At 51.4% G+C, this 25,157-nt stretch carries 18 protein-coding genes; 2 read left to right on the top strand and 16 right to left on the bottom strand.

The features are described 5' to 3' along the window. Nucleotides 1-19: 19 nt before the first annotated feature. From CTH_RS02070 to csaB, 4 genes are read right to left on the bottom strand one after another with little or no spacing between them, the layout of a single operon-like run. The gene (locus CTH_RS02070) at nucleotides 20-748 is read right to left on the bottom strand and encodes a WecB/TagA/CpsF family glycosyltransferase (protein ID WP_078665177.1); all 729 of its coding nucleotides are present in this window, start codon (nucleotides 746-748) and stop codon (nucleotides 20-22) included. A gap of 21 nt (nucleotides 749-769) precedes the next feature. Beyond that, complete coding sequence (locus tag CTH_RS02065; RefSeq protein ID WP_078665178.1) at nucleotides 770-2,116, bottom strand: LCP family protein; 1,347 nt, start codon at nucleotides 2,114-2,116, stop codon at nucleotides 770-772. Between the two features lie 51 nt (nucleotides 2,117-2,167). Next, nucleotides 2,168-2,434, bottom strand: a complete 267-nt coding sequence (locus CTH_RS02060; protein ID WP_078665179.1) for a hypothetical protein — start codon at nucleotides 2,432-2,434, stop codon at nucleotides 2,168-2,170. 56 nt (nucleotides 2,435-2,490) lie between these two features. Beyond that, nucleotides 2,491-3,606: a polysaccharide pyruvyl transferase CsaB gene (gene csaB, locus CTH_RS02055; RefSeq protein WP_107752873.1), complete on the bottom strand. Its 1,116-nt coding sequence runs from the start codon at nucleotides 3,604-3,606 to the stop codon at nucleotides 2,491-2,493. Between the two features lie 90 nt (nucleotides 3,607-3,696). Here csaB and CTH_RS02050 point away from each other — a divergent pair, with 90 nt between their 5' ends. After that, the gene (locus CTH_RS02050) at nucleotides 3,697-4,176 is read left to right on the top strand and encodes a DUF4330 domain-containing protein (protein ID WP_078665181.1); all 480 of its coding nucleotides are present in this window, start codon (nucleotides 3,697-3,699) and stop codon (nucleotides 4,174-4,176) included. A 51-nt stretch (nucleotides 4,177-4,227) separates the two neighbouring features. Here CTH_RS02050 and CTH_RS02045 read toward each other — a convergent pair whose 3' ends face one another. The 3 genes from CTH_RS02045 to CTH_RS02035 are packed head-to-tail and all read right to left on the bottom strand — an operon-like array spanning nucleotide 4,228 to nucleotide 7,840. Continuing rightward, nucleotides 4,228-5,526 (bottom strand): nucleotide sugar dehydrogenase, encoded by a 1,299-nt coding sequence (locus tag CTH_RS02045; protein WP_078665182.1) that lies wholly within the window; start codon nucleotides 5,524-5,526, stop codon nucleotides 4,228-4,230. 2 nt (nucleotides 5,527-5,528) lie between these two features. Next, nucleotides 5,529-6,689, bottom strand: coding sequence for a glycosyltransferase (locus tag CTH_RS02040; protein ID WP_078665183.1), 1,161 nt, complete (start codon nucleotides 6,687-6,689; stop codon nucleotides 5,529-5,531). Further along, nucleotides 6,686-7,840: a glycosyltransferase family 4 protein gene (locus tag CTH_RS02035; protein ID WP_159073798.1), complete on the bottom strand. Its 1,155-nt coding sequence runs from the start codon at nucleotides 7,838-7,840 to the stop codon at nucleotides 6,686-6,688. The genes CTH_RS02040 and CTH_RS02035 overlap by 4 nt, the downstream gene beginning before the upstream one ends. Nucleotides 7,841-7,956: 116 nt before the next feature. Between CTH_RS02035 and CTH_RS02030 the strand changes: the two genes are divergently transcribed. Then, a complete protein-coding gene (locus tag CTH_RS02030) occupies nucleotides 7,957-9,384 on the top strand; it encodes an O-antigen ligase family protein (protein ID WP_107752869.1) in 1,428 nt (475 codons plus the stop codon). Here the strand turns inward: CTH_RS02030 and CTH_RS02025 are convergent. From CTH_RS02025 to CTH_RS01985, 9 genes are all read right to left on the bottom strand, one after another. Continuing rightward, entirely contained in the window at nucleotides 9,378-12,515 is a 3,138-nt protein-coding gene (locus CTH_RS02025; protein WP_159073797.1) for a S8 family serine peptidase, read from the bottom strand. The two genes, CTH_RS02030 and CTH_RS02025, sit on opposite strands and share 7 nt — an antisense overlap. A 78-nt stretch (nucleotides 12,516-12,593) precedes the next feature. Then, entirely contained in the window at nucleotides 12,594-13,178 is a 585-nt protein-coding gene (locus CTH_RS14055) for a TetR/AcrR family transcriptional regulator (RefSeq protein WP_078665187.1), read from the bottom strand. Then, nucleotides 13,178-14,365: a TolC family protein gene (locus CTH_RS02015; RefSeq protein ID WP_079933573.1), complete on the bottom strand. Its 1,188-nt coding sequence runs from the start codon at nucleotides 14,363-14,365 to the stop codon at nucleotides 13,178-13,180. Before CTH_RS02015 ends, CTH_RS14055 begins: the two co-directional genes overlap by 1 nt. Continuing rightward, entirely contained in the window at nucleotides 14,349-17,474 is a 3,126-nt protein-coding gene (locus tag CTH_RS02010) for an efflux RND transporter permease subunit (RefSeq protein ID WP_078665189.1), read from the bottom strand. The genes CTH_RS02015 and CTH_RS02010 overlap by 17 nt, the downstream gene beginning before the upstream one ends. Continuing rightward, nucleotides 17,471-18,616 (bottom strand): efflux RND transporter periplasmic adaptor subunit, encoded by a 1,146-nt coding sequence (locus CTH_RS02005; protein ID WP_159073796.1) that lies wholly within the window; start codon nucleotides 18,614-18,616, stop codon nucleotides 17,471-17,473. Before CTH_RS02005 ends, CTH_RS02010 begins: the two co-directional genes overlap by 4 nt. A 111-nt stretch (nucleotides 18,617-18,727) precedes the next feature. After that, nucleotides 18,728-19,498 carry a hypothetical protein gene (locus CTH_RS02000; protein ID WP_143311820.1) on the bottom strand — a complete coding sequence of 257 codons (771 nt, stop codon included), beginning with the start codon at nucleotides 19,496-19,498 and terminating at the stop codon, nucleotides 18,728-18,730. A gap of 68 nt (nucleotides 19,499-19,566) precedes the next feature. Then, nucleotides 19,567-21,897: an S-layer homology domain-containing protein gene (locus tag CTH_RS01995; RefSeq protein WP_107752863.1), complete on the bottom strand. Its 2,331-nt coding sequence runs from the start codon at nucleotides 21,895-21,897 to the stop codon at nucleotides 19,567-19,569. A 102-nt stretch (nucleotides 21,898-21,999) separates the two neighbouring features. Next, a complete protein-coding gene (locus CTH_RS01990) occupies nucleotides 22,000-24,021 on the bottom strand; it encodes an O-antigen ligase family protein (protein WP_078665193.1) in 2,022 nt (673 codons plus the stop codon). After that, nucleotides 24,018-25,154 (bottom strand): glycosyltransferase family 4 protein, encoded by a 1,137-nt coding sequence (locus CTH_RS01985; RefSeq protein ID WP_078665194.1) that lies wholly within the window; start codon nucleotides 25,152-25,154, stop codon nucleotides 24,018-24,020. Before CTH_RS01985 ends, CTH_RS01990 begins: the two co-directional genes overlap by 4 nt. Nucleotides 25,155-25,157 lie beyond the last annotated feature (3 nt).

Raw genomic sequence — 25,157 nt, 5'->3', positions numbered from 1 at the left:
TCCCTCCTATATCATTGTACTACCGGGCTTTTCCCCTGACAAGTCGTTCTTTTAAGGCTAATAATAAAAATTCTGGTAATACCAGCATCCGCTTGTAGCGCCAGGGCTCCTTGATCAGACGGTAAAACCACTCCAACCCCAGTTTCTGTAACCATATAGGAGCCCGCCTCACCCGTCCGGCCCAGACATCAAAACAGCCACCGACGCCGATGCCTACTTTCACCTGCAAACGGTGCCGGTTTTTCCAGAACCATTTTTCCTGACGCCCCATGCCCATGGCTATCAGCAATATATCCGGCCTTACCCGGTTGATTGCCGCTATTACCCCTTCATCATCCTGAAAATAGCCATCATGCCAGCCTGCGATCTTGAGGCCAGGATAGATAGACTGAAGCCGGGCCGCTGCTTCTTCTGCTACTCCCGGCCGTGCCCCCAGAAAGAAGAAACTATACTTCCCCAGGTCAAAAAGGCTCTGGGCTAAATCAATGCCCGTTACCCGCTGGGGTAACGGGCAACCCAGGATTTTTGCTGCCAGCACAATCCCGATGCCGTCAGCTGTTACCAGATCTCCAGCCGCCAGGATCCGGGCCATTTCCTCATCCCGGCGGGCCAGCATCACCATTTCCGGATTGGCAGTAATCACCAGGGCAGGGGCTTGTCTATCACATACTACCAGCTCTTCTATCCGTTCAACCGCTGTGGCTAGTGTCAACCGATCAAAGGCAACCCCCAGTATCTGCTGCCGCAAATTCCATCCTCCTTTGCTCTGTTACCCCTGCGGAGATGGCGGCGTGGTCTGGGAGCCACTCTCCGGAGCAGGGGTGGAAGTAACGGGAGTACCACCGCTCCCACTCCCTCCGGGTTCCGTCCCAACAGGAGTAGTTCCTTCCGGGGTAGTTCCACCGGTCGTATCACCACCTGAGGTAGAGCTCGTACCACTACCGTTATTCGTACTGGCGGATCCGCTGCCATTAATGCTGCCAGCAGGGGTTTGAGCTAAATTCTCATTCCCTCCGTTGCCGGTAGCTGAGCCGTTCTGATTAGAATCTGGCGTCTGGGTTGGATTATTATTAACCGGCTGGGTAGAAGTTTTTTTCTCACTGCCAGTTGTTGATTTGCTATCTCTGGCTTTAGCAACCTGGGTCTTACGGCTTACCTTCTTCTTCGGCCGCTCATCCTCATTGATATCTGCCCCTACAATCATCGGATAGGTCTTGCCGTTCATCAAGTCGGCAATTAAGGTCCTGGCGATAGTGGCATCATGTTTCCAGTAACTGCCGTGATTGTTATAAAATTGACCGGGCAAAGTCTGGGAAACAATCTCCAGCTGGCCAAAATCCCGGGCCAAAGTGGCATACTTGACCATTTCGCCCACTGACATATCCGTCTGGACTGCCTGGTTAATATCCTTCATCAGCTGGGGCAGTTTGGTAACCACCGAAGGCTTGAGGGCTGCTTCAGCTACTGCTTTCAGAAAATGTTGCTGTCGCTGGGTTCTCCCCACATCCCCCAGGGCATCATGACGAAAACGTACATAGTCCAGGGCTTCTTTGCCATTTAAATGCTGCAAACCGGGCTTGAGGTTGATATACGTCCCATCAGTGGGGTCCCGATAGACCATGCGCTTTTCCACCTCAATATCGACCCCACCCAGGGTATCTACCACTTGTTTGAAGCCCTCAAAATTGGTCTTGATATAGTAGTCGATTTCCACATTCAGCATCTCGGAGACTACTTGCTTAACCAGATCCACACCGCCATATACATTGGCACTGTTTATTTTTTCCCGGCCATGGCCTGGCAATTCCACCAGGGTATCCCGGGGAACCGAAACCATTACCAGTTTTTTCTTTTCAGGGTCCAGCTGGGCCACTATAATAGTATCTGTCCGGGCGTCCTTTTCTCCTGGTCGGGCATCAACCCCTAACAAGAGAAAAGTGGTAGGTCCACCGGCAAAAAATTTGCGCAAATTTCCTGGTAGCAGGCCAGGACCTTTCCGGGAATCTTCCCCCAGCCAGAGGCCAGCAGCTCCGTAACCAATTGCCGCTGTTATGACAAGTACCAGCAGCAGCACCACCAGGGCAGCAAAGCCCCTTTCCCTGTGTCTCCTCTCCATGGATATTCCTCCTCTCAAACCATGACCCCACCTGGGCCGGTGGGGTTGAGGTTATTTCTTTACCTGGGCCAGTTGTTGTTCCAGCAATTTCACCTGTTGTTCTAATGCTGTAGCTTTTGTAGTCAGCTGCTGGATTTTGGCCTGCAATTCCTGTACTTTCGGATTTACCGCCTGATTGACATAACTTTGGGAGGCCAGAGGATCAGCTAACGAACCTGGTGTACCGGTATCCGCCTGGACTTTTTGTCCCAGCAAAAAACCGGCACCCGTACAGAGCAACATCAATGCTCCAATCCCGATGTAACGTTTCCAGTTCATCTTTTCTCCTCCCCTCTATCATATTTATTATAGACTAACCGGTTCAACACCGTCAATTAGCTAAATTCACCATTCGACAAAATCTGAAAAGCCAGCTGCGCCGGACGTCGAGCCAGGTTACTGAGTAAGGGAAGTCTCTCCTTTAAGGCGGTACCAAAAGTGTCTCGTTTCTGCCAGACCATCTGCAGATTTTCTATCAGGGGCTCTGCCTGCAAATGTCCGCTGCTTCCCAGCATCACCTGTCCTACATCAGCGATAAACCGTTCCACTTTGGGATCATAACTGATTCCCAGCAGAGGCTTATGCCAGAGGGCACCAAAAATCAGGGCATGCAAGCGCATCCCGCAGACCAGGTCCAGCCAGGCATAGATTCCAATCGCCTGGTCGAGACTGTAGGATGGTGGCAGCCAGACAGGCCCTGACCCCGCCAGTTCCTGACGCAACCGCTCCAGAACCTGCCAGTCCCCCGGATATTGCATGGGCAATAGCACTATCTGCCCTCCCTGGCCCAGCCAGTAGCGGGCCAGAGTGACCAGAGCCGGCCAGTCGTGCTCCAGTCCCAGCCAGGGACGTAAGCTCAGACCCAGGGTGGGCTGCCCTGACTGCCAGCCCAGGCTGGTCAACAGCTGTAATCCGGCAGCCCGCTCTGTCTCAGTGGGTTGATGGCCAAGAACCGGATCCACCACCACTTCCAGAGGAGGCCGCTTTATACCGAGCTGGCGCAAATCCTGGGCTGACTCGCTATCCCGCACGGTAATATAGTCGACCCGGTTGAGAACAGCTGCCACCAGTCGTCGATTGTAGGGACGCAAAACGGGCCCGAACCCCTGGCCATAAATCAAAGTCGGCACCCCGAGCCAGTGGGCCAGCTCAACAATAGCCAGGTAATAATAGAGGCTTTTGTTGCCAGTGACATCCTGAAAGAGACTGCCACCACCGCTGATCAGCAGGTCTGCGTTTTTTAGCTCCTTTATAACCGCAGGCAAAGACCAGCGATTAACAGCCCGCACCTGATGCTGGCCCGCTGTCGTTTCCGGTCGGTGAGACAGTACTACCAGTTCCAGTTGTGGCCAGCGGTCATTTAATCCCTGGCTTATGGCACCCAATAAAGCTTCGTCCCCTAAATTATTAAAACCATAATACCCGGATAGGACAATTTTGTAACTCCTCATTTATCTCTTCTCCCAAGCAGGAAAATGTAAAGGAATGGAGAATAAAAAATATTTGTTGCTTGCATACTTATTTAAGAAAGGAGTGAACCCATGTCTATCATCGATGAAAAGGGCCGGTTATTCGGCAAAATCAATATCATTGACTTGCTGGTGATCATTGGACTGGTAACGGTCATCGCCGGTGCCGGCTATAAATTTTTCCTGGCCCCAAAGGCTTTGAAGGCTCAGAATGCCGAAGTCACCGTGATCGTACCGGCTGTGCGCCCGGAAGAAGCCCAATCCATTAAAACCGGGGATCAGCTGGTTACTGATACAGCTGTGACCGATGCGGTGGTAAAAAAAGTGGAAATCAAACCGGCGCTCACCGTTACCACCAGGGCTGATGGTTCAACCTTGCTGACTACCAATCCCTACCGCAAGGATGCCTATGTTACCCTGGAAGGGAAAGTATCCATCGGGCCGACGGCCATGAAATTTGCCGGACAGGAAATCCGGGTAGGCAAGGATTTCTGGCTCAAGAGTCTGCGCTATGAGCTGAAAGGTTCCGTCCTCACCATCAATACCCGTTAGGTCTCAGTTTCAAGGCCCGGGAGCAAATGCTCCCGGGCGTTATTTATGGGTTTAGATGGTTTCCAGAACCAGTCCAGCTGCTTCCACCATTTCCCGGCGGTAAACATTGCGGGTATCCACGATAAAGGGCCGTTCCCCGATCAACTTGCTGCGGAAAAGGTCATAGTTGTGGAAATCGATGCCTTCCTGCCTGGCCAGAACCACAATGCCCTGAGCTCCTTCCAGCGCTTCCGCCATACTTTCTTTCTTAAATTCATAGCGGGTTGGTACTGCAGGATCGAAGGCTTGTACAGTAATTCCTTCCCTTTGTAGCAGTTCCACAATGCGGATGGCCGGACTGATGCGATCATCATTGGAATAATCCTTCATGGCCAGACCGAACACCGCCACTACCGGTGGCAACTCCGGAGTCATATTGCGTTTAATCATGGTTACCACCCGTTCCGGTACCTGCTCATTGATTTCCCGGGCAATGCGGGTCAGACTCAGATTTACCCCCAGTTCCTCTGCCTTGGGCGCCAGATAGTGGAAAGCATTGGGGATACAGTACCCCCCTACGCCCGGACCTGGCAGAAGCAGATTGACCCGGGTATGGGTATTGGCAGCCTTGATTACTTCAAAAATATCAATCCCCAGGGCCTTGGTAAACCGGGCGAACTCATTGACCATCGCGATATTAACATCCCGGGAAACATTCTCCATTACCTTGGCAGTTTCCACCACTTCCATGCTGGAACAGGGGATAAGATCAGCTTTGGTTACAATGGAGAGCAACTTGGCGGCCCGGTCCCGGCTGGCTCTGTCCACCCCGGAAACCAGGGTCGGCATGTTTTCAAACTCTTCAAAGGCTCTACCTTCAGCAATCCGTTCCGAGGAATAGGCCAGATAGAAATCCTCATCGGCTTTCAGGCCGGAAAGCTCTTCCAGAATGGGCTTGATGACATTGCGGGTAGTTCCAGGTACCACAGTACTGCGAATCAAGACCAGATCATTGGGTTTCAGGCCTCGGGCGATGGTTTTGCTTACTGCTTCTATATGACTGTAATCCGCCCGCCCCTCTTTAACGGGAATGCCTACAGTAACAATGAAATTGTCACTGTTAGTCAGGGCCTCACTGGCATCAGTTGTGGGAATGAAGCGACCAGCTGCCAGCTGATCCTTGAGGATTTTCTGAATAGGAGTGCTATGATAAGCCTCCAGGTGATGGGTTATGCCTGCCTTTAGCTCAGCTACCAGCTCCTCATTGACATCCACACCATAGACTTTGCAGCCCCGCATGGCAAAACTGAGGGCCAGGGGCAGCCCTACAAAGCCCAGACCAAAGACTGTTACTTTTACCGGTTCTGTCATGTTTACTGCCTCCTTAAAATAATCTCCAGCATTTGTTTAACCCGGCTCTCCCAGGAGTTTTCCCGGGCCCTGGCCAGCCGCCTGGCCTTCTGCTCCTCATTGTCGCTGCCTAAAATCTCCTCTACTGCGGCTACCGTCTCTGCCGGGGTTGAAGCGATTTTGACAACATCGGCAAAATTTCGTACCTGGGGCATATCCACTGAAACAATAGGCTTGCCTGAAGCCAGGTACTCATAAAACTTGAGGGGACTGACGTTGCGGGTCAAGTCATTGATTTTGAAGGTATTGAGACAAACATCAAACCCCTTCAGATAAGCAGGTAACTCCTTTTGCTCCCGCCGCCCCAGCAAGTAAACATTGGGTAGAGCTTGCAGGGCACTGACATCAATCCCAGCCCCTACCGGTCCCACCAGCACCACAGACCAATTCGGACGCAGACGGGCTACTTCCGCCAGCAAATCCAGGTCCACCCAGTCCTGAATTACCCCTACAAATCCCAGCCGGGGAGGCGGAATTTGCTCCAGGTCCGGCGGCACCCGGGTAGCCTGGTCCTGGGCCTTGCCAAACAGCTCCAGATTGGCTGCATTGGGAATGAAATATGTACGCGGATTCCAGCCTTTTTTATCTTCATACAGGCCAAGAGCAGTAACAAATACCACATCACAGCGGCGGCAGAGTTCTGCTTCCATGGATCGTACCACCTGTTTATCAATCAGCCCGGTATATTCGGAATGTTCATCCACACAATCGTAAATCAATTTGCTGTGTTCCAGGCGGTCAACTATATCCACACTGCCTGGCAGGTACATCCATAACCAGGGCTGCTTGAGGCCCAGTTTCCTGATCTGCCGCCGGATAAAGAGGCTCTGCCACCACTGGTTAATTTTATTGATCCAGCGATATTTATTACCAAAAGGCAATACCGGTGGCGGAGAATAAAGCCAGATATTCTCCCGCCAGGGACGATTGCCTTTCAGCCACAACGTCCATTTGAACCAGAGGGTTTTATCCTTAAAGGCTGACAACAGGGTAATGGGAGGTTCTACATAAAGTACCCGGTAGTTCTGGGGCAACCGGGACATCACCTGTTGTTTACGGGTCCAAATCGGGTCCCAGTCAATGGAAGAGAGGCAAACCACTGCCCGGGCCGTTTCCTTGTTCATCGGTCTTTTTCCCCTTTCCTGAAACGAGCCAGCAGCTCAAAATATACTTTTTGCGTATCTGCTACCATTCTGTCTAAACTGAACTTCTCCCTGGCCCGCAGATAGGCCGCCTCCGTCAATTCCCGTCCCAGCTGAGGCCGCTCCCAGAGCCAGACAATTCTTTCCGCCAGCTCCACCGGATCACCGGGGGGAACCAGCAGTCCACTGACACCATGTTCTACCAGTTCCGGCAAACCGCCCACCTGGGAAGCAATTACCGGCACCTTACGGATCATCGCTTCCAGAGCGACCAGCGGACATCCTTCTGATAAACTAGGTATGATTAGCATGTCCAGTGCCGGCATAATTTTTTCCGCTGCATCGGACCGGAAGCCGAGAAAATGCACGCATCCCGTCAGGCCCAGTTCTGATGTCAGATTTTGCAATTCCTGACGCTGTTGCCCTTCTCCCACCAGCAGCAGGGTAAAATCCCGTCCCTGAGCAACCAGGCGAGCCGCTGCCTGTAACATCACCGCCTGGCCCTTGACGGGATGTAATCTTCCGATCACCCCTAATAACGGCCGCTGTGGCTCCAACCCCAGTTCTTGCCGTAGCAGCCCTTTGTCCAGCGGGGAAGTCGGCTCCGCAGGTATCGGGATACCATTATAAATCAGGCTAATCTTTTCAGCGTTCACGCCTTTGCGCTGCAAATCCCTGGCCAGCAGCTGGGAAACGGCAATAAACCTGTCTACCAGGCGCCAGGTGGATTTTTCGGTCCAGCTGTTGACCAGACGATCCAGCAAACCAGGATAATCATATTCCAGCACACTGTGAACAGTGGTTACAGACACCGGCACCCCTGCCCGGAGTCCAGCCAGCCTCCCTACCAGGTTAGCCCGTACCCCATGGGTATGTAATATCTGGATATCCTTTTCCTTAATCAGCTGATAAATACTTTTTATCACATGAATATCCAGTTTATGGCGCATATCCAGGGCATAGGCCTCTATTCCCAGCTCCCGGGCCCGCTGGTACAGGGGGCGGGGAGCCAAACAGCAAAGGGTAGGAGCAAATTTTTCTTGATCCAGAGCGGCCAGAAGGGAAAGAACGTGATTTTCCGCTCCCCCGATTTCCCCGCCCCCGATAATGTGCAGGACGCGAATTTTCGTCAATTTGACCAACTCCCGCAAAATCTGTCAGTCTCACCTCTGTCTATTGTAGCTGATTTGACTGCCTTTTACAACATCAGTATAATGGAGAACAGAAATATGGAAGTGAGGAAGAAGGTATGTGGCAACAAATGCTCGCCAACAGCTGGTTCTATCGCATCTTCATCAATAGCCGCTTTTATCGCTGGGTAACTGAACCGGTGGATTCCTGGCCAGCCTGGCCGCAAAGCCGTCTGTACCTGGTTTACCGTCAGCTCCTGACCTTCCTTGAAGTACTGGCCCAAAAGCTGGAAAACTTCCTGCAATCTTCTGGTACCTATCAGTACCTGGTGCGGCTGAATCTTACTGGCCTGCTTTTGCTTTTAGTAGCCCTCTATCCTATCATCGATTATATCCTGCGAACCATCGGCCTTCTGGCCGGTCTCTGGGATGAATTGCTGTTTGTCCTTATTGTAGGTCTGGGCTTTGTCTATCTGTTAGCCACCCAGGGCTGGCGGCAGCTTAAGGCCACACCAGTTGCCAAATATATCATCCTGTTCTGGTGGGGCATGTTGCTCCTCTTTTTCCTGCGCTCCCCCGATACCAGAATCGGCCTGGATGGCCTCAGGGCTGTAGTGGAATATTCCCTCTGGTTTTTTGTGGCCGTCAATTTCCTGCGGGACAGGGTCCAAATCCGGACCTGGCTGTTTGTGGCCCTGCTGGGGGCATTCCTGGTGGCAGCTTATGGTCTCTATCAAAAGGCCGCCGGGGTTTCCATCCCGGCCAAGTGGGTAGACCAGGCAGAACGCTCTATATCATTTCGGGCTTTTTCCATTATCGGCAGTCCCAACGTACTTGGCTCTTATCTGATGCTGTTTATTCCCATTAACCTGGCCTTTGCCCTTTCTGCCCGGCGCTGGTCGGAGTACATACTGTACTGGGGCATCCTGGCTGCCCAGCTCTTATGTCTGGTCTATACCTATTCCCGCGGCGCCTGGCTGGCTTTCCTGCTGGCCATGCTGGTCTTCGGCTTCTGCTACAATCGCCGGCTGCTGGTGGCCATCCTGGCCCTCTCTCTGCTGGTACCAGTCCTGGCCCCATCGGTTGGCGCCCGCATTAGTTATATGCTCAGCCCCCAGTATATCGAAAGCAGCCAGAAAGGCGGACGCCTGGTCCGCTGGACCACAGCCCTGGAAAAGGTGGAGAAACGGCCAGCGATCGGGCTGGGTCTGGGCCGGTTTGGCGGTGCCGTGGCGGCTCAAAATGATATCCCGGGTACTTTTTATGTCGATAACTACTATATCAAGACTCTGGCGGAAACAGGTCTGATCGGTTTGGCACTATTGCTGTTTGTTTACTTCAATGCCTGGCGGTATGCCATCGGTTCCTACCGGCGCATCCGCGCCCCCGGTGATCGCCTGCTGGCTGCTGGCCTGGTAGCAGGATTGACGGGAGTACTGGCCCACAATGGGGTGGAGAATATTTTTGAGGTACCGATGATGAATACTTATTTCTGGTTTCTGTTAGGGATGTTGTGGCAGTTAAGGGAAAACCCCGGCTCTCAATAGCCGGGGTTTAATGTTTGTCTGGGCCAGAGATAGACGCGGCCACTGGTTACCTGTAAAAGGTCACTGTCAATCAAGATCATGCCATTATAGGGTCTTCCATCAGGCCAGCGCACCGCCACCATCGTCCCCTGTTCGGCCCGGAAGACAGTAACCAGCAATTCCCCTTCTGGTTTTGATGTAGCGGTTCCGCTCTCCAGTTCAGCCTGCAGGCTATACCGGGATTCGGTCAACTGGTAGTTGGCCAGCGTAGCGGAAGTATAGGCTACTACCTCCCAGGTACCGGCCTGAGGATTCAGCACCTCTTTGCTGACTTCCAGGCGGTTCTGGCCATCGGGATTAACTCCGGCAAAAGCCGTCAGGTCAGGATCCACTTCCCGTCCCTGGGGGTCAAACAGGTGCAGCCTGGTTCTTCCCTGTCCACCTTCTACTTGCAGTCTGATCCGCAGTTTGCTGCTGCCTTCCTCTACCCTCAGAAAATATCTTTTACTCTGCCCAGCCTGAGCATTATCCTCTTTTTGCCATCGTTTGATCGTGCCATCTGTCTGCCATTTTTCCGGAGAAATATATGTGGTTAGCAAATCCACCGCCGGTTCAGGGTTAGGCCCGGCATAACCCTGCAAATGATAGGTATATAGCCCCGGTTCAGCTGGCAGGTTAAAGTGCAAGGGTAGTGTTCGGCTTGTCAGCGACGGTAGCAAAAGATAGTTCTGGCTCATGATTGTTCCGGAAATATTTGATTCAAAGCGCATTTGCCAGTTTTGACTGTCTATATTGGTTATTTTTAAGTCAAGCACAAGAGGCCGAAATTCCCTGCCATAAAGTCCTGCTAGTGATTCAAAATCATAACCATTAATGCTCACCAGCATTGGCGGCGGTGTCTGCAGCTGTTTCAAGACCAGCCAGGATTTGACCAGATTGACCTTGCCCGCTCCCTGCTCTACTTCTGAATAACCATTGATGGGCACAGCCCCCCTGATCAGTGCCCGTCGTATCAGTTCAGGTGTTGCGGGCAATCCTTTAGCTTTGGCTCCCTGACGTAAAACTGCAATAGCTCCTGCCACATGGGGAGCAGCCATGCTGGTTCCTTCAGATAGTTCATAACCACCACCCGGTATAGTAGAAACCGCACTGCCAGGAGCCACTACTGTCGGCAAAGCCAGGCCATCCTTGCGGGGTCCGCGGGAACTGAAAAACCAGAGGGTATCGCTATTAACCTTGTAACCGTAATCCTGTAACCACATAGCCGGGGAAATATAGGCCCCTACGCTGATCACTCCGGCTGTGTCTGCCGGCATGGTGATAGTGGATAAACCCGGCCCATTATTGCCGGCAGCTACTACAAAAATAATACCATACTGATCGGACAGGTTTTTCAAAAGGCGGTTAATGGAACTCCGGCCATTTTCACTCTGGATTCCGATGGACAGGTTTACAATCTTGGCACCCAGCCGAGCAGCCAGATTAATGGCCTGAGCCAGCTTACTGGTATCAGAACGACCGCGGGAATCCACGGCTTTAATCACCAGCAAGCGAGCTCCCGGAGCCACACCGTTAACCTGACCACTGGCTGCAGCAATCCCGGCGACATGGGTCCCATGGCCGGAGCCGTCAAATCCCAGCCGCAAACTGGAGCCATCACTGGCCAGCTCAGCCAGGACAACCCCCCGTTTCTTTTCCCCCTGGCCCAGTTTAAGTACTGAGCGGTTAGAGGCAAAAACCTTTAAAGGAGTTTCATCCCGAAAATCCCCATTATGATTGGTATCAATCCAGACAGTATCATAAATTCCCTTTTTATTGCTATCTGCAACCAGTACCGGCCAGCGGTCATCACCGGTACCGTTAAAATCCAGGTCAATTCCGTTTTCCTGCCACCAGCCTCCCCGCCAGAGCCCGCTTTTGCTCCAGGCGGAATTTACACCCAGTGTCTGTCCATCCAGGATTACATTGCCTTGATCAGCAGGCAATTCTTTTAAATTAACCAGCCCATCCTCAGTTACATCCCGCCAATCCACTATTTTGGGCCAGCCCTGGATATTAGCCTGCAAATCAGGATGGGCCGCATCCACACCGGTATCGATAATGGCAATGGTTTCGCCCAATCCAGTCGCCCCGCCTGTCAGGTTGAGCAGCTCATCTACACCCATTTCCCGCCTGGTAATATTGAGGCTGACCGCCGGGTCCGGCGCAGCCTGGCTGGGTTCCTGCTGTCCATTGAAGAGGCGATACTGGTCATTGTCACGGGTTAAGGCGCTACTGGAACTATTATTCCTCTGAACTGCTACTTCAGCGCTTACCCCCTGCAACGGGCCAGCCAGCAGAACCCGCCCTTGCTGGTCCAGCACTAGTCCCCCATACCAGCCGCTATACAGGGCACCACCGGGCAGTAATGCTTCATGCGCTAGGCGCAAAGTTACTTCTTTATTACCCGCTTTCAAGGTAACACTTTCCCCTGGGTAATAAGCTGTTACAGTACCTACCAGATCATAAAGTCCGCCTGTGTCAGCCAGAAAACGGTAGACAACCGACGCAGCTTCAGCTCTCGTTAACTTGTTGTGGGGGCGAAATGTGCCATCAGGATAACCCTGGAGCCATCCCTTGCTCACTCCGTTAGCTACAACCCCCAGGGCCTCCTCCGGTATTTTCCCCAGGTCACGGAAACTGAGATTCCACCAGGGCACGTCCTGGTCAGAAGGCTGCAAACGGGAGAGGATATAGGCCAGCTCCAGTCGAGTGACAGGCTGGTCAGGGCGAAAGGTACCATCAGGATAACCCTTAACCCAGCCCTGTTCCTGGGCCAGGAGAATATAGCCATTGGCCCAGTGTTTCGGACTCAGATCACGAAATACTCCCCAGACGTTCTGCAGGCTCTGAACTTCCTTCCCACGGCCATTTATTTCAATCAGAATTTTGGCCAGCTCTGCTCTGGTCAAAAATCTGTCTGGTTCAAAATAACCGCGGTAACCTTCGACCAGATTGAGGGCTGCCAGATGCTGAATTTGCCCTTTCGCCCAGCTATAACTAATATCCCGAAAAACCGCAGCCTGAGCAGAAACAGGTAAAAAAAGCCCTAATAGCCAGACTGCCAGGCAAAGATATGCCCGGCCCCTGACTTTTTTCTCTATCCTTTTCAACCTTTTCAGTCCTCCCCTTGCCACCAGGGTATCTATATCTTCTTTAAAATGGTTATGCATATTTATAATATTGTTCGACTAATTGTTGGTTTTTCCTGCTAAACCCTGAATAATTACGGAAAAAATATCATTAACCAGTCTGTCTTCGGCTGTGCCAGCCATAATTGCCCCGAACAGCGAATGGAAAGTACCCAGGATAACCAGCGCTACCGCATGGGGATTTAGTTCTGTTTTGATTTCTCCCTTCTCCTGGCCTTCCCTCACCAGCCGGGTAATCAATTCTATCTTTTGTCTCTGATGTCTGAGAATCCATTGCCTGAACTCCTGGTTAAAATTCAGATGGCCAAAATCCAGACTTAACCTGGTTAAGTCCTGAGCTTCCCAGGCAAACTGAAAATGCAATTCCAGCAGACGCTGAATTTTGCCCGTTGTCGTTGTTTCTGCCGCTATAGCGTCTTCCAGACGGGAGAGGTGCTTACATATGTTTTGCCGAAACATTTCCTGAAACAGCTCAGCCTTACTGCTAAAATATTCATAAACTGTACCTTTGCCTACTCCTGCTGCGGCCGCTATCTCCTCCATTTTGGCTTCATGGAAGCCGCGGCGGCTGAAGACTTCCATCGCCGCCGCCAGAATTTGTTCCCGCTTGCCGCTGGTTTCCATTAAAATCCTGCCCCCCCGGTTCCGGTGGAAGCTGTAGTCTGGGCTTCAGAGCCAGCTAACACAAACAGCCGGGAAGTGAACTGGGCCCGTGCCAGATTGTAGTCGAAAATGGCTTCTGCGTACTGGGCTTCCACCTGTTCCAGGCTAACCCGGGCATCCAGCAGCTCAGCATTGGTTGCCATCCCCTTCTGATAGCGCAGGGTGGTAATGCGCAGTCCCTCCCGGGCCCTACTTATACTGGCTTTTAAGACATTAATCCTCTCCTCGGCAGATTTGAGGGTATAATAGGCCTGTTTTACTGCCAGCCGCACTTCTACTTCCGTTTTTTCTTTTTTCGCTTCTGCCTCTGCTTTGGCCGTCTGAGCTTCCCGGTTGGTAAAAACATTGGAAGTATAATATTTATCTGCCAGCTGAGCCTTCAATGCTGCCAGACTGGCTGCTTCATTGGCACTGTAAATATCCAGGGATTCAGCCACCGTATCTTTGATGGTTTTTTCCACATCCAGGTCATTGCTGGGAACATAATTGAGCACAGTGGTCAATTGCAGGGGAGTGTCCAGGTCCAGTCCCAGCTGCTTATTCAATTTCATGCGTGCGATCTGAAACTTATTTTCATAGGCTATATATTCCGCTTTGGCGGATGCGGCCAGGGTTTCGGCATTCTGGACATCCAGTTTGGAGAAAACCCCGGCTTTCTGGTTGGCATAAGCCAGCCGCACCATTTCCTGAGCTTTATCCAGGCTGCGTTTCTTGACATCCCGCATCATCTGGGCTTTTAAAGCCTCATAATAAAGCTGCTGGGTTTCCAGGCGTACCTTTTTTTCCTTCAGGGCTTTGGCCTTCTCCGCCATAGTTAGCGCATACCGGGCCTGACGGGGATAATAATACATGACCAGGTCGTTATCAAAACTGTCATTCCACTGTCCGATCGAGCTCAATTTGTCTTTAGCATCTTCCATCTGCTCTTTGCCGTTTTCCGCTTTGTCCACAGCAATCTGTGCCTTATCTATTGCTATTTGCGCCAGTTTCAAATCCGAACTGTGTTTTAAAGCCTGATCAATAGCCTGATCCAGGGAGAGCTTCACCACTTTAGGATTAGCAGTTTGTGCTCCTACCCCATCAGATAAAGTTAAAGTGGTGAGCAAAATAACCAGGAAAAGGGCTGCGGTTTTAATTCTTGCTTTCATGGTAATTCCCCCCTATCTTTGATTTTTTAAAGCGCCAGTTACGCACATCATCAAACAGGGTATAGACCACCGGCACAAACACCAGCGTCAGAATTGTGGAGGTGGTCAATCCCCCTACTACTACCGTAGCCAGCGGAGCTTCCGCCTCTGCTCCTTCGCCAATTCCCAGAGCCAGAGGAATCATCCCCAGCACAGTAGTGAGGGTAGTCATCAGAATCGGGCGCAACCTGGTATGCCCGGCTTCCAGAATGGCCGTCCAGCGGTCTTTGCCCCGTTCCCGCAGGATATTGATGTAATCCACCAGCACGATGGCATTGGAAACCACAATCCCCACCAGCATGATCACTCCGATAAAGGCATTGACACTAAAGGCTCTGCCAGTCAAGGCCAACCCTGCTACCACCCCGATAAAGGTAGTAGGCAAGGAGAACATAATGATAAAAGGATAGAGGAAGGATTCAAACTGAGCTGCCATGACCAGATAGACCATAATTATCGCCAATACCAGCGCCTGCGCCAGGCTGACAAAGGATTGCATCATTTCCTTGTTCTGCCCGCCATATTCCAGGGTATAATCAGGGGGCAAGGGCAGGTCGGCCAGAGCCTTTTGAATGTCTTTGGTGACGCTGCCCAGGTCCCGGCCCACATTTTCTGCCGAAACCGTCACTACCCGGGCATTTTCCTCCCGCTTGATGGAGGTCGGGCCCATGGTAACCGAAAGGTCTGCCACCTGACCCAATGCCACCACCCCGCCCCCAGGCAGGGATAAAGGCAACGCTGCCAGGCGCCCCAGACTTTCGGCATAGCTGTCTTCCAGAGCCAATCGCACATCTATTTCATCTTTGCCAGTACGGAACCGGGTGGCAGTTTCCCCGGCCAGAGCCTGGTGTACTGCACTGGCTACCTGAGTAGCCGTCAGACCATACTGAGCCGCCACTTCCCGCTTGAGATAAATCTGCAGTTCCGGCCGACTGGCTTCCAGGTTGCTTTCCACTTCCCGGGTTCCAGGCACCTGTTTCACCCTTTTCACTACTTCATCCGCAAGGCGAGCCAGCTCCTCCAGGTCCTGCCCCTTGATATTGATCTGAATGGGCGCCCCGGCAGGTCCTCCCTGGCTGGCATCTGACATTTTGACGGAAATTTTAGCGCCAGGCACTACCCCGATGCGGCGGCGCAAGTCTTCCACTATTTCGTCAGTACTGCGCTGCCGTTCAGAACGAGCGCCTACCTTGATGCGAATCTGGGCATTTTCCGATTGCCCGCTGAGATTGACCATCCCTCCCCGACCGGAAGGTCCCACTGAAGTAAAAATCACTTTCGTTTCCGGCAGCTCCAGGGCTTTTTGCTCACAATACTCGGCTACAGCTGCGGTTTTTTCCAGTATCGTTCCTTTGGCCAGCTTAATGTCTACAGCTATCTCTCCTGTATCGGTTTTGGGCATAAACTCCATGCCGATTACCGGCACCAGTGCCCCACTGGCTACCAGCAACCCGATTACCAGCAGGACCACTGTTTTGCGGTGGCCCAGACTCCAGGCCAGTAAATCCCGATAACGATCATCCAGTGTGCTGAGACCCGCGCTAAACCAGTTGAGCATCCGGTCCCACCAGACCACATGCCGATTTTTCTCCTGCTCCAGACGCAAAAATCTGGAGGACAGCATAGGTACCAGCATCAGAGATACCAGCAAGGAGCAAAGCAGGGAGAAAGAAACGGTTAAAGCCATTTGCCGGAACAGTTCAGCAGCAATGCCTTCCACAAAAATCATGGGCAGAAATACGGCAATTGCCGTCAGAGTAGCAGCGATAACAGCATTGCTCACTTCGGCTGTGCCCTGGCGGGCTGCTTCAATGAGACTCAAGCCCCGCTCCCGGTGACGATAGATATTTTCCAGCACCACGATGGAATCATCCACCATCCGCCCTATCCCCAGGGCCAGTCCCCCGAGCGACATCATATTAAGGGTGATGCCTTTCAAATAGAGCAAGACAAAGGTGGAAACCACTGAAATGGGAATGGCCAGGCCAACAATGATGGTACTGCGCCAGTTGCGTAAAAACAGCAACAGCACGATGATGGAGAGAACAGCGCCCTCCAGGGAATGCTGTTTGATCTGATTGATGGAATCCCGGATAAATTTGGAGTTATCCACCGCTATGCTGATCTGGACCCCGTCCGCTTTTAATTCTTTTTGTAACTGCTTCAGTTCCGCATTGACCCGGTCGGCTACCTGCACAATATTGGTCCCGGTCTGTTTCAGAATATGAATCCCAATACTGGGCTTCCCGTTGATACGGGTATACTGACGCACTTTTTTATTACTATCCTTGACCAGAGCCAGATCCTTCAAGGCAATCGAGCCACCCTGGGGCAGAGGAATCGGCAGATTGGCTAGCTGATCAATACTCCTGAATTCTCCCAGAGTACGGACAAACAGGATTTTGCCGCCATCAGTCAGCTCCCCGCTGGCCAGACTCAGGTTTTCCTGACGCAGAATGCCGGCAATCTGGGTACTGTTGAGCCCATACTGCTGTAACTTGTTGCTATCCAGCTGCACCAGAATCTCCCTGGTATAACCCCCGGTGGTAACTACCGAGGCTACCCCCTCCAGTCGTTCCAGTCGGGGCTGGATTTTATCCTCCACGATTTGTTGCAAATCCGCCAGGTCTTTACCTCCAGTCACCCCCAGCTGCAAAATGGGGATCTGGGTTGGGTCCATTTTCAGCACCATGGGGGTATCGGCGTCCCTGGGCAGCACAGGCTTGATCCGGTCCAATTTTTCCCGCATCTGGATGGCGGCTTCACTCATATCAGTGCCCCACTTGAACCAGACCAGCACCAGGGATGAGCCCGGCTGGCTTTCCGAGGTAATATGATCGATATTGTTGACTGTACCCATAGCCTGTTCCACCGGGCGTGTAATCAGGTTCTCAATCTCCTGGGGTCCCACCCCTTCGTAATTAACCACAACCGCAGCAACCGGGAAATTCAGATCAGGATAAAGGTCCAGCCCCAAACGGGTAACCGAAACCAGGCCCATTATGATGATAAAAATGAATACTACGGCAGTTAAAACCGGGCGCCGGATGGAAAGGTCGGAGATCCTCATTGTTTCTGGCCTCCTGCCTTGATCTGTACCTCAGTACCATCAGCCAGCAGGTTCTGGCCAGCGATAACCACCTTTTGGCCAGCCTTGATTCCAGAAAGCACCTCCACCTTCTCGGCATCACTCAAACCGGTTTCTATCTTGACTTCGTCCACCTTGTTACCGGTCACAACATAAACATATCTGGCCCCCAGCTTTTCCACTATGGCTGCTTTGGGTATGAGCAAGGCCTTATCCTTCTCCTGGGCTGCCAATGTCACTTCCGCTACCATGCCGCCTTTGACCGTCTCATCGGCGTTATTGATCTCAATCCGGGTTAAATAGGATTTGCTGCGCGGGTCAGCAGCCGGACTAATGGACTGGATGACCCCCTGATAGGTACGGCCAGTGGCTGTGATTTTTACCTCCACTGTCTGTCCTGGCCGGGCGTAATTGATCTGGTTTTCCATCAGGCCTACTTCTACCAGCATGGTACTGTCATCCACGATGGTCAGGACCGGCACTCCCGGTGATGCCATTTCCCCCGGATCGATATTGCGGGCTGTTACCACCCCATTAATGGGTGAAGTCAGGGTGAAGTTGGCCAGCTGTACCCGCTGGGCCTGCAGCTGCGCCTGGGCCTGCTGGATCTGGGCAGCAGAACTGCCACCCCCGGCAGGGCTGTAGGCCGCCTGGGCCCGATCCAGGTTGGCCCTGGCTGCATCCAGCTGCTGCTGGGAAGCTCCCCCCTGATCATAGAGATATTTGATCCGGTTATAGTTGTTCAGGGCGTCCTGGTAGTTGACTTCGGCCTGCTTTTGCAAAGACTGTTGCAGACGCACTGCCGCTTCAGTGGCGGCAATCTGGGCTTTGAGGTCACTGGCATCCAGCTCTACTACCACCTGGCCAGCTTTTACCCTCTGGCCAATATCCACCGTTACCCGGCTGACTTTGCCGCCCACTTTGGGCACCAGGGCTATCTCCTGTTTGGGCACCACCTTACCGGCAATAGTAATGGTCTGGGAAATGGGCCCTTCGGTTGCGGTTACCACCTCAACCGGTACAGCCTCACTGGCAGTGGCTGTTTCTTTGGCTTTACTTCCACATCCTGCTGCTCCTACCAGCAGTGTGAGTCCTAGCAAGAACGCTAAACCAGTTCTGAACATGCTCTTATCCCCTCCCTGCATTTATCCCTTCCGACCGACCGGTCGGTCTCTAGTTTCCAGTATATACTACTCCGACCTGTCGGTCAATAGGGAGAAAAAAACCCCCTGGGGTCAGGGGGCTGTTTTGTGATAAGGTTCCAGACTACTGGCCATTCCGGTGAGAGCACCTTCTACTCTGGCGAGCTTGATGTTCACGCGGTCCATTTCCGCCCGTTGAAACCGGTGTCCTTCGTAAATGGTACCAAGCCAGGTATGGCTTTCTTCGATTTTGTGTTTCATGTTAACCAGAGCCTCTAAATCTGGTTTTAATGCTACCAGTCCCTGGATATCCGGCTGCAAGGCGACCAGTTCTTTAATTTGAGGCTTGAGCTTGATGAATTCCTGGATATCTGGCTTTAGTTTGATAAATTCTTGAATTTCTGGTTTTAGTTTGATGAATTCCTGAATCTCTGGCTTAAGCTTGATGAATTCCTGAATCTCTGGCTTAAGCTTGATGAATTCCTGAATCTCCGGTTTTAAGGCAATAAGTTCCTTGATTTCTGGCTTAAGTTTGATAAATTCCTCAATCTCTGGTTTAAGTTTGATAAAGTCTTCGATTTGCGGTTTTAAGGCAATCAGTTCCTTGATTTCTGGTTTAAGTTTGATAAATTCCTCAATTTCTGGTTTAAGTTTGATAAAGTCTTCGATTTGTGGTTTTAAGGCAATCAGTTCCTCGATTTGCGGTTTAAGAGCAACAAATTCTGCCATCTGTGCCTTCAGCAGATTGACTTCCTGTCTTAGTTCAGCAACTTCTTTTTCCAGTTTTTCGATTCTGGCATCCATTCCGGCAAGCATGACAATGACCTGGCGCATCATTTCTTCCAGTCTGTCCAGCTTGTCCACCATCCTCCCCCCTTCCCAATAGCTTCATGTTAATTATATCGCAAACATTTGTTCTGAGCAAGGGGGAATTATTCATTGATACCAAATTTTTTGTTCCAGCGATACAGCAAACTTACAGCTTCTGCTCTGGTTGCAACTGCCCGAGCAGCCAGAGAGCTGTGACTGCGCCCGTTCATTAATCCCTGTTTAACTGCCTGTCCTACCGCCGCGCGGGCCCAGGGAGAGATTTGCCTGTTATCACTGAAGGAGCTTAGATCGGCACTTGCTCCCAGGTCAGCCAGCCTGGCCAGAACCACGGCCAGTTCCTCTCTGGTTACCGCCTCCTGGGGACGGAAGCGGTTATTATAGCCCAGCAGCCAGCCTTTATTCACCACCAGGGCAATATCCCGGGCTGCCCAGTGACTGGCAGGGACATCGGCAGGCAAAGGCAAGGACCGGCCATCGTCTTCTACGGCCAGCAACCGTACCAGCAAGGAGGCCAGTTCGGCTCTGGTCATGGTGCGTTCCGGTTCAAACTTACCCTGGTAGCCCTGAATCCGTCCCTGACCTGCCCAGCCGGAGATGGTGGCTGCCGCCCAGTGCTGAGCCGGGAGGTCCGGGAAGCTGTTGGGGCGCAGGAACACACCATAACGGCTGAAATGGTTCAGATTAGCAGTAATGGTTTGCCGATCAGCTCCCAACTGGCCGCCGATAGGAAGCCAACGATTAGCCAGAGGGCTGTAATACCAGACACCAGCCCCTTGCCCATCCTGGAGCTGTGTTTGCAGGGGGAAGGTGATGGCGGCCGGTTGGCTTAATGAACCATTATAAGTGATATCCCAAATGCCAGCATTGATCCCGGGTTCTTTGCCAGTGACTGCAGTCGGGCTGATGGTAATTCCCGCCCGCAGTTCAGCAGGAACATTAAATCCGGCAGGCAAGGCAGAACCCGAGCTGGACCCACCCCCAGAGCTTGAGCCAGAGCCGGAACTATCGCCCGCTGCAGGCCCGGAAGCAGGGATGGCAATAGTGAAGGTGATGGTAGTGACATGCCCCGCACTGTCTGTTACCACCAGCTGGTATTGCCCATTCTCAGTTATGGTCGTCCCGGAAAGAAATGGTTGCCCATTGAGCCGGGCGCTTCCTTCAGTAAAAACCGGGGTCACCGGCGCGGTATAAGTCTGGCCATCAGCTACTCCGGTGACAGCGGGTGGTTGTAAGTCGGTAATCACTGTTTTGCTGATTTCCTCATTCAGTATGGGATTGGTAGAGAGGGCCTTTATTTTCAAGGTATGAGTACCATCATTCAGACCTGCCAGGTTTAAAGTTGCTGTGAAGGTGCCATCGTTGTTTAATCCGGGTGTAGCTCGCGGCACTGGTTCAGCATCCAGGTAGATTTGGATGGTAGCTTTCAGGTCCTGAACCTGGCCCTGGATCGTCACCTGAGCCTGAGCCGAGTCTGTCAAATAGACCGTATCCTCTACCGGCAGATCCACACGCAAACTGGGCGGAAAGGCATAAATGCCCGGCTGGTCGACGGTAAAGTTAACCTGATTGTCCTGAGCATCCCAGCCCGGTGCTACCACAAAAGCGGTAGCATCCAGTGGTCCGCTTTTTAACCAACCACCGGAACCATCAGGAGTAAGTTTAACAATGTCCGGGTCTCCTGTCCCTGCAGCAAAATAGACATCTTCCATGACGATTTCCAGGCGGTTAGGCATTGTAAGCAAATAATCAGGGCCATAACCGATGATTTTTGGCTCCAGCCAAACCCTCTGCCAATCCTGCCAGCTATTGATCAGCACAGGATCCACCAGGGATAATGTCGTTGCCGGCCACCATTTGATTGAACCGACTCCGGGCCTGTTTACCTGAAAGGAAGTCATGGAGCCCAGGCCCATATCGGTCTGTATCCGCGGGTCAGGCGACAGCTGCCAACCGCCTGGAAAATTGTAATTTAACAGCAGATTATACTCTCCAGCCAGGCGTGGACTACTCTCCCCATTGATCTGGACCATGAGGGGCAAACTGAAGGTTTGGGCTTCTGCATTCAAATCAGGCAGAGGGAATTGCAAGGTAAAATTATTATATCCGTTATCAATTAACAAATAATGGCTGTCCATACCGATACTGCTTAAGTCAGCATATACTTCACTGATAGTTGCTCCACCTAAATCGTTGTTCATCAGCCAATCGTTTAAATCAACAGCGACTTTGACTGTCTGATTGAAACCGGTGTAATAGAGATAACCGTTGTAATTTTCGGCATTACCCGGAGCTAAAGTCGGGTCATTGGGGTGATAGATTTCATATAAAGGATAAAGAGTGCTGCCATAAGCCCCCCAGGCAACCTGGGTCCAAAATATCAATACACTCAAAAACAAGGCCACCAGCTGCCATCTTCTTCTCTTGAACCCCATCTTGCTCCGCTCCTTTCATAACGAATTATTATTAATCATAATAACTTCGACAATCTTCTGTAATTTCCTGCAAAAAACTCCGGCCTACGGCCGGAGTTTTCCCTAATTTACCAACAGTTTTTTCATATAATCTGTTACCTCAAGTTTGGGCCAGGCTATCCACATTCGCTTGTATTTTTCCGGTACTTGCTGCCAGACCTTTTCCATCCGCCGGGGAACTTCCTGCATTTTGGCCCGATAAGCTTCTGCCTTCGCTGTTTCGCCCTGTTGCTGGTAGTACTGGGCTACATTATGGTAGGCTTCGGTCAGAACTTCCCAGGTGCGAATATCGTAGGGGGCAAGGGTTGTCAGCTTTTCCAGTTCACTAAGCCCCTGTTCGATCTGACCTTCCAGCAACAAGGCTTTGCCGTAATTAAGTACATTATTAGCAGAATAAGGATCCAGTTCTACCGCCTTCCGGACAGATTTGACTGCTTCAGCAAAATACGAGGGATTGTTTTGCTGCTGGGCCAATGCCAGCAAGATGACAAATTGCTCCCGATAATACTCCGCTTTCCAGCTGTTATAAGCTATAGCCTGCTGAATTTTTGCAGCTGCCGCTGATAAATCTTGAGCCTGAAACGCTTGTTGGGCAGTGCGATAATATCTTTCTCCCAGGCTGATTTTCGCCGCAAATATTATTAAAACCAAAGTAATGGCTACCCCGGCCCAGGATAACCCCTGGCTCTTGGGCTGAAGGGGTTCCTTTTCTTCCAGCTCTGCCAAGGTCAAGGCCATGATTATCCACATAGTAACAGTAATAGCTGAGAGGGAAAGGGTAAAGTCGATAAAGCTGTGCAAGGTAACCAGCAACACAGCCCACATTCCGGCCCAGGCTAGAGGTGGTAAAGCTTTAGCCCGCCACCATTGCCTGAACAAAAGAGCAAAGAAACCGCCAAATACTAACAAATAGGCACTGAAGCCAATAATACCTGTCTCCACGAGAACTTTCAGCGGATAACTGTGGGTTTCCCGGGAAACATAGCGGTAACTCTGGTACTTTTCAAACAGGGTCCGCCATCCGCCCCCACCGGCACCGGTGAGGGGATAGTCTTTCAGCATTTTCAATCCATCCTGATAGAAAACCAGGCGTTCCTGGACGTTTTGATCCTGAAAATTAATATTGGTTAACCGTTCCAACAGGCCTCCTGAACGGAGGAGAAAATAGGCTCCGATCAGCAATACGGTAACCGTGCCAGTAAAGACCAGAATTCTGCTATATTTTTCCCCTTGCTCTTGCCAGTTCAGAGAAAATTTAAGAAAAACCAACAGAATTGTTATAGCAACACCTGCACCAAGACCCAACCACTGTTGCCCGCTGCTGACAGCACCGGAAAAATTGACAGTCCATTTGGCAACAGCAAAGGCCACGCCTACCGTAAATAGAGAATGAAATAGTACTTGTCGACGGGAATTGCGTGGCCAAAAAGCCAGCGCTGGTGCCAGTATAAGTAACAAGGCTAAAATTGCCCCACGGGACTGAGCAGATAAGATACCGGTAAAAAGCAGATAATTAGCAGCGGCTGTAACGGCTTTCAGCCAGCGCTGGCTTAGCGCTGAATAAAGATATAGACCGAGGATAAACAACATACTTAAATATGCTGCCAGGGCATTCGGGTACTGCATAGTTCCCATCACTCGCCGCAATTCCGCATTATAAGCAGAGGCGAAATCAAAGGTTCCGTATGCAGTACCCAAACCGGATAAAGCCTCACATACACCGATAACCAACAATAAAACTACAGCTAATAACCGGAATTTTTCCTCCCTGTTCCCCAAGTAAATCAATAAAAATGAACCAATATACATGGCATTACGCAACAGTTCCTCAAAAGCTAATCCTATATGCGCTGCCCTGCTCAAGGACAAGATCCAAACTGCCAGCCATAGAGCTGTTGCTCCCAAAATGGCCATTCCCCGTTCGCTGATAGACTTAACCAGAAACCAGACAACCAAAAACATTACTAAAATGGCAGCTGCTGCCGGCATCGCTTCGAATGCAAAAAAGCCGCCCCGATTAAATGTCAAGAAGGAAATGATACTAATAAAAATTAATATGAATGCCGCTTGCAGTCCCCCGGTCAATTTTCTCTCTCCTTCCCAGCCAGTAAATCTTTATAAACAGCCATATATTTTTCCAGCATGATTTCTTGAGAGAATTTAGCCAGAGCCAGTTCCCGCCCCTGACGACCCAATTCTGTCGCCAAGGCGGGGGACTCGCTGATTTCCCTTAACCTGGTTACAGCTGCCGCTTGATCGCCCGGTTGGACCAGGAAGCCATTGATTCCGTTGCTAATCATTTCACCAATGCCCCCTACATCATGAGCCACTACCGGTACTCCCTGCTGCATGGCTTCGATGATAACAAGGGGTAAGCCCTCAAAGCGAGAAAACAAAACAAAAATATCCATGGCCGCCAGCCAGGGAGCAGGGTCCTCATGATAACCGACAAAACGGCAATGTTCGCCAATCCCTAGTTCTTCTGCCTTGCGAAGGGCCGCTTCAGCCATTGGCCCGTCACCAACCCAGATAAACAAAAAATCCGTATCAGCAGCAAGAACGGCCAGTACTTCCAGAACATACAAAGGGTTTTTAACAGTACTTAGTCGGCCAACAGTGCCAATGATCAACCTATGTTCAGGCAAGTTGAGCAGACGGCGTGATTGCCTTTTATCTTGTTTTGTTCTTAGCGGTAGCCCATTATGGATGGTAAGATTTATCTTGGAAGCAATTCCTTCCGCACTGGCAGCACGACTGTCGGCCTCAGAAACAAAAATCAAAGCATCACCCCAGCGAGCTGCTAATTTCTCCAACCAAACATAAAACTTGCGTAGTAATTGGTTTTCCGGAGCATAAAAACTCCAACCATGTACAGTAAACACTTTGACCGGTACCCCGGCCAATCTGGCTGCCAGCCGGCCCAGTATCCCTGCTTTGGAAGAATGGCAATGTACTACTTCCGGACGATGGCGGCAAAACAGCTGATATAACTGACTTAGAGTCATCAGATCTTTCAAAGGAGAGATTTCCCGGACAAGGCTCGGAATTTTAATAGTGTTTATCCCCTTGTAATTCTCAATCCAGTCCCACAGTTCGCCCCTGATTGAAGAAACTACGGTAACCTGATGCCCCTGTGTGGCTTGATTACGCGCCAATGTATAAACCAGTTTTTGGGCACCACCAAATTCAGCCAGAGTAATAAGATGCCAGATTTGCATAGC

Source organism: Carboxydocella thermautotrophica (genome assembly GCA_003054495.1).
Classification (GTDB): Bacteria; Bacillota.
The sequence above is the reverse complement of the archived record's forward strand: the minus strand, read 5'-3'. Positions and strand labels throughout refer to the sequence as shown.

Coding starts and splice junctions, on each gene's coding strand:
- CTH_RS02030 (WP_107752869.1), top strand. CDS start 7,957: ATGTGGCAACAAATGCTCGCCAACAGCTGGTTCTATCGCATCTTCATC.
- CTH_RS02010 (WP_078665189.1), bottom strand. CDS start 17,474: ATGAGGATCTCCGACCTTTCCATCCGGCGCCCGGTTTTAACTGCCGTA.
- CTH_RS02060 (WP_078665179.1), bottom strand. CDS start 2,434: ATGAACTGGAAACGTTACATCGGGATTGGAGCATTGATGTTGCTCTGT.
- CTH_RS02045 (WP_078665182.1), bottom strand. CDS start 5,526: ATGACAGAACCGGTAAAAGTAACAGTCTTTGGTCTGGGCTTTGTAGGG.
- CTH_RS02065 (WP_078665178.1), bottom strand. CDS start 2,116: ATGGAGAGGAGACACAGGGAAAGGGGCTTTGCTGCCCTGGTGGTGCTG.
- CTH_RS01985 (WP_078665194.1), bottom strand. CDS start 25,154: ATGCAAATCTGGCATCTTATTACTCTGGCTGAATTTGGTGGTGCCCAA.
- CTH_RS14055 (WP_078665187.1), bottom strand. CDS start 13,178: ATGGAAACCAGCGGCAAGCGGGAACAAATTCTGGCGGCGGCGATGGAA.
- CTH_RS01995 (WP_107752863.1), bottom strand. CDS start 21,897: ATGGGGTTCAAGAGAAGAAGATGGCAGCTGGTGGCCTTGTTTTTGAGT.
- csaB (WP_107752873.1), bottom strand. CDS start 3,606: ATGAGGAGTTACAAAATTGTCCTATCCGGGTATTATGGTTTTAATAAT.
- CTH_RS02040 (WP_078665183.1), bottom strand. CDS start 6,689: ATGAACAAGGAAACGGCCCGGGCAGTGGTTTGCCTCTCTTCCATTGAC.
- CTH_RS02015 (WP_079933573.1), bottom strand. CDS start 14,365: ATGAAAGCAAGAATTAAAACCGCAGCCCTTTTCCTGGTTATTTTGCTC.
- CTH_RS02005 (WP_159073796.1), bottom strand. CDS start 18,616: ATGTTCAGAACTGGTTTAGCGTTCTTGCTAGGACTCACACTGCTGGTA.
- CTH_RS02050 (WP_078665181.1), top strand. CDS start 3,697: ATGTCTATCATCGATGAAAAGGGCCGGTTATTCGGCAAAATCAATATC.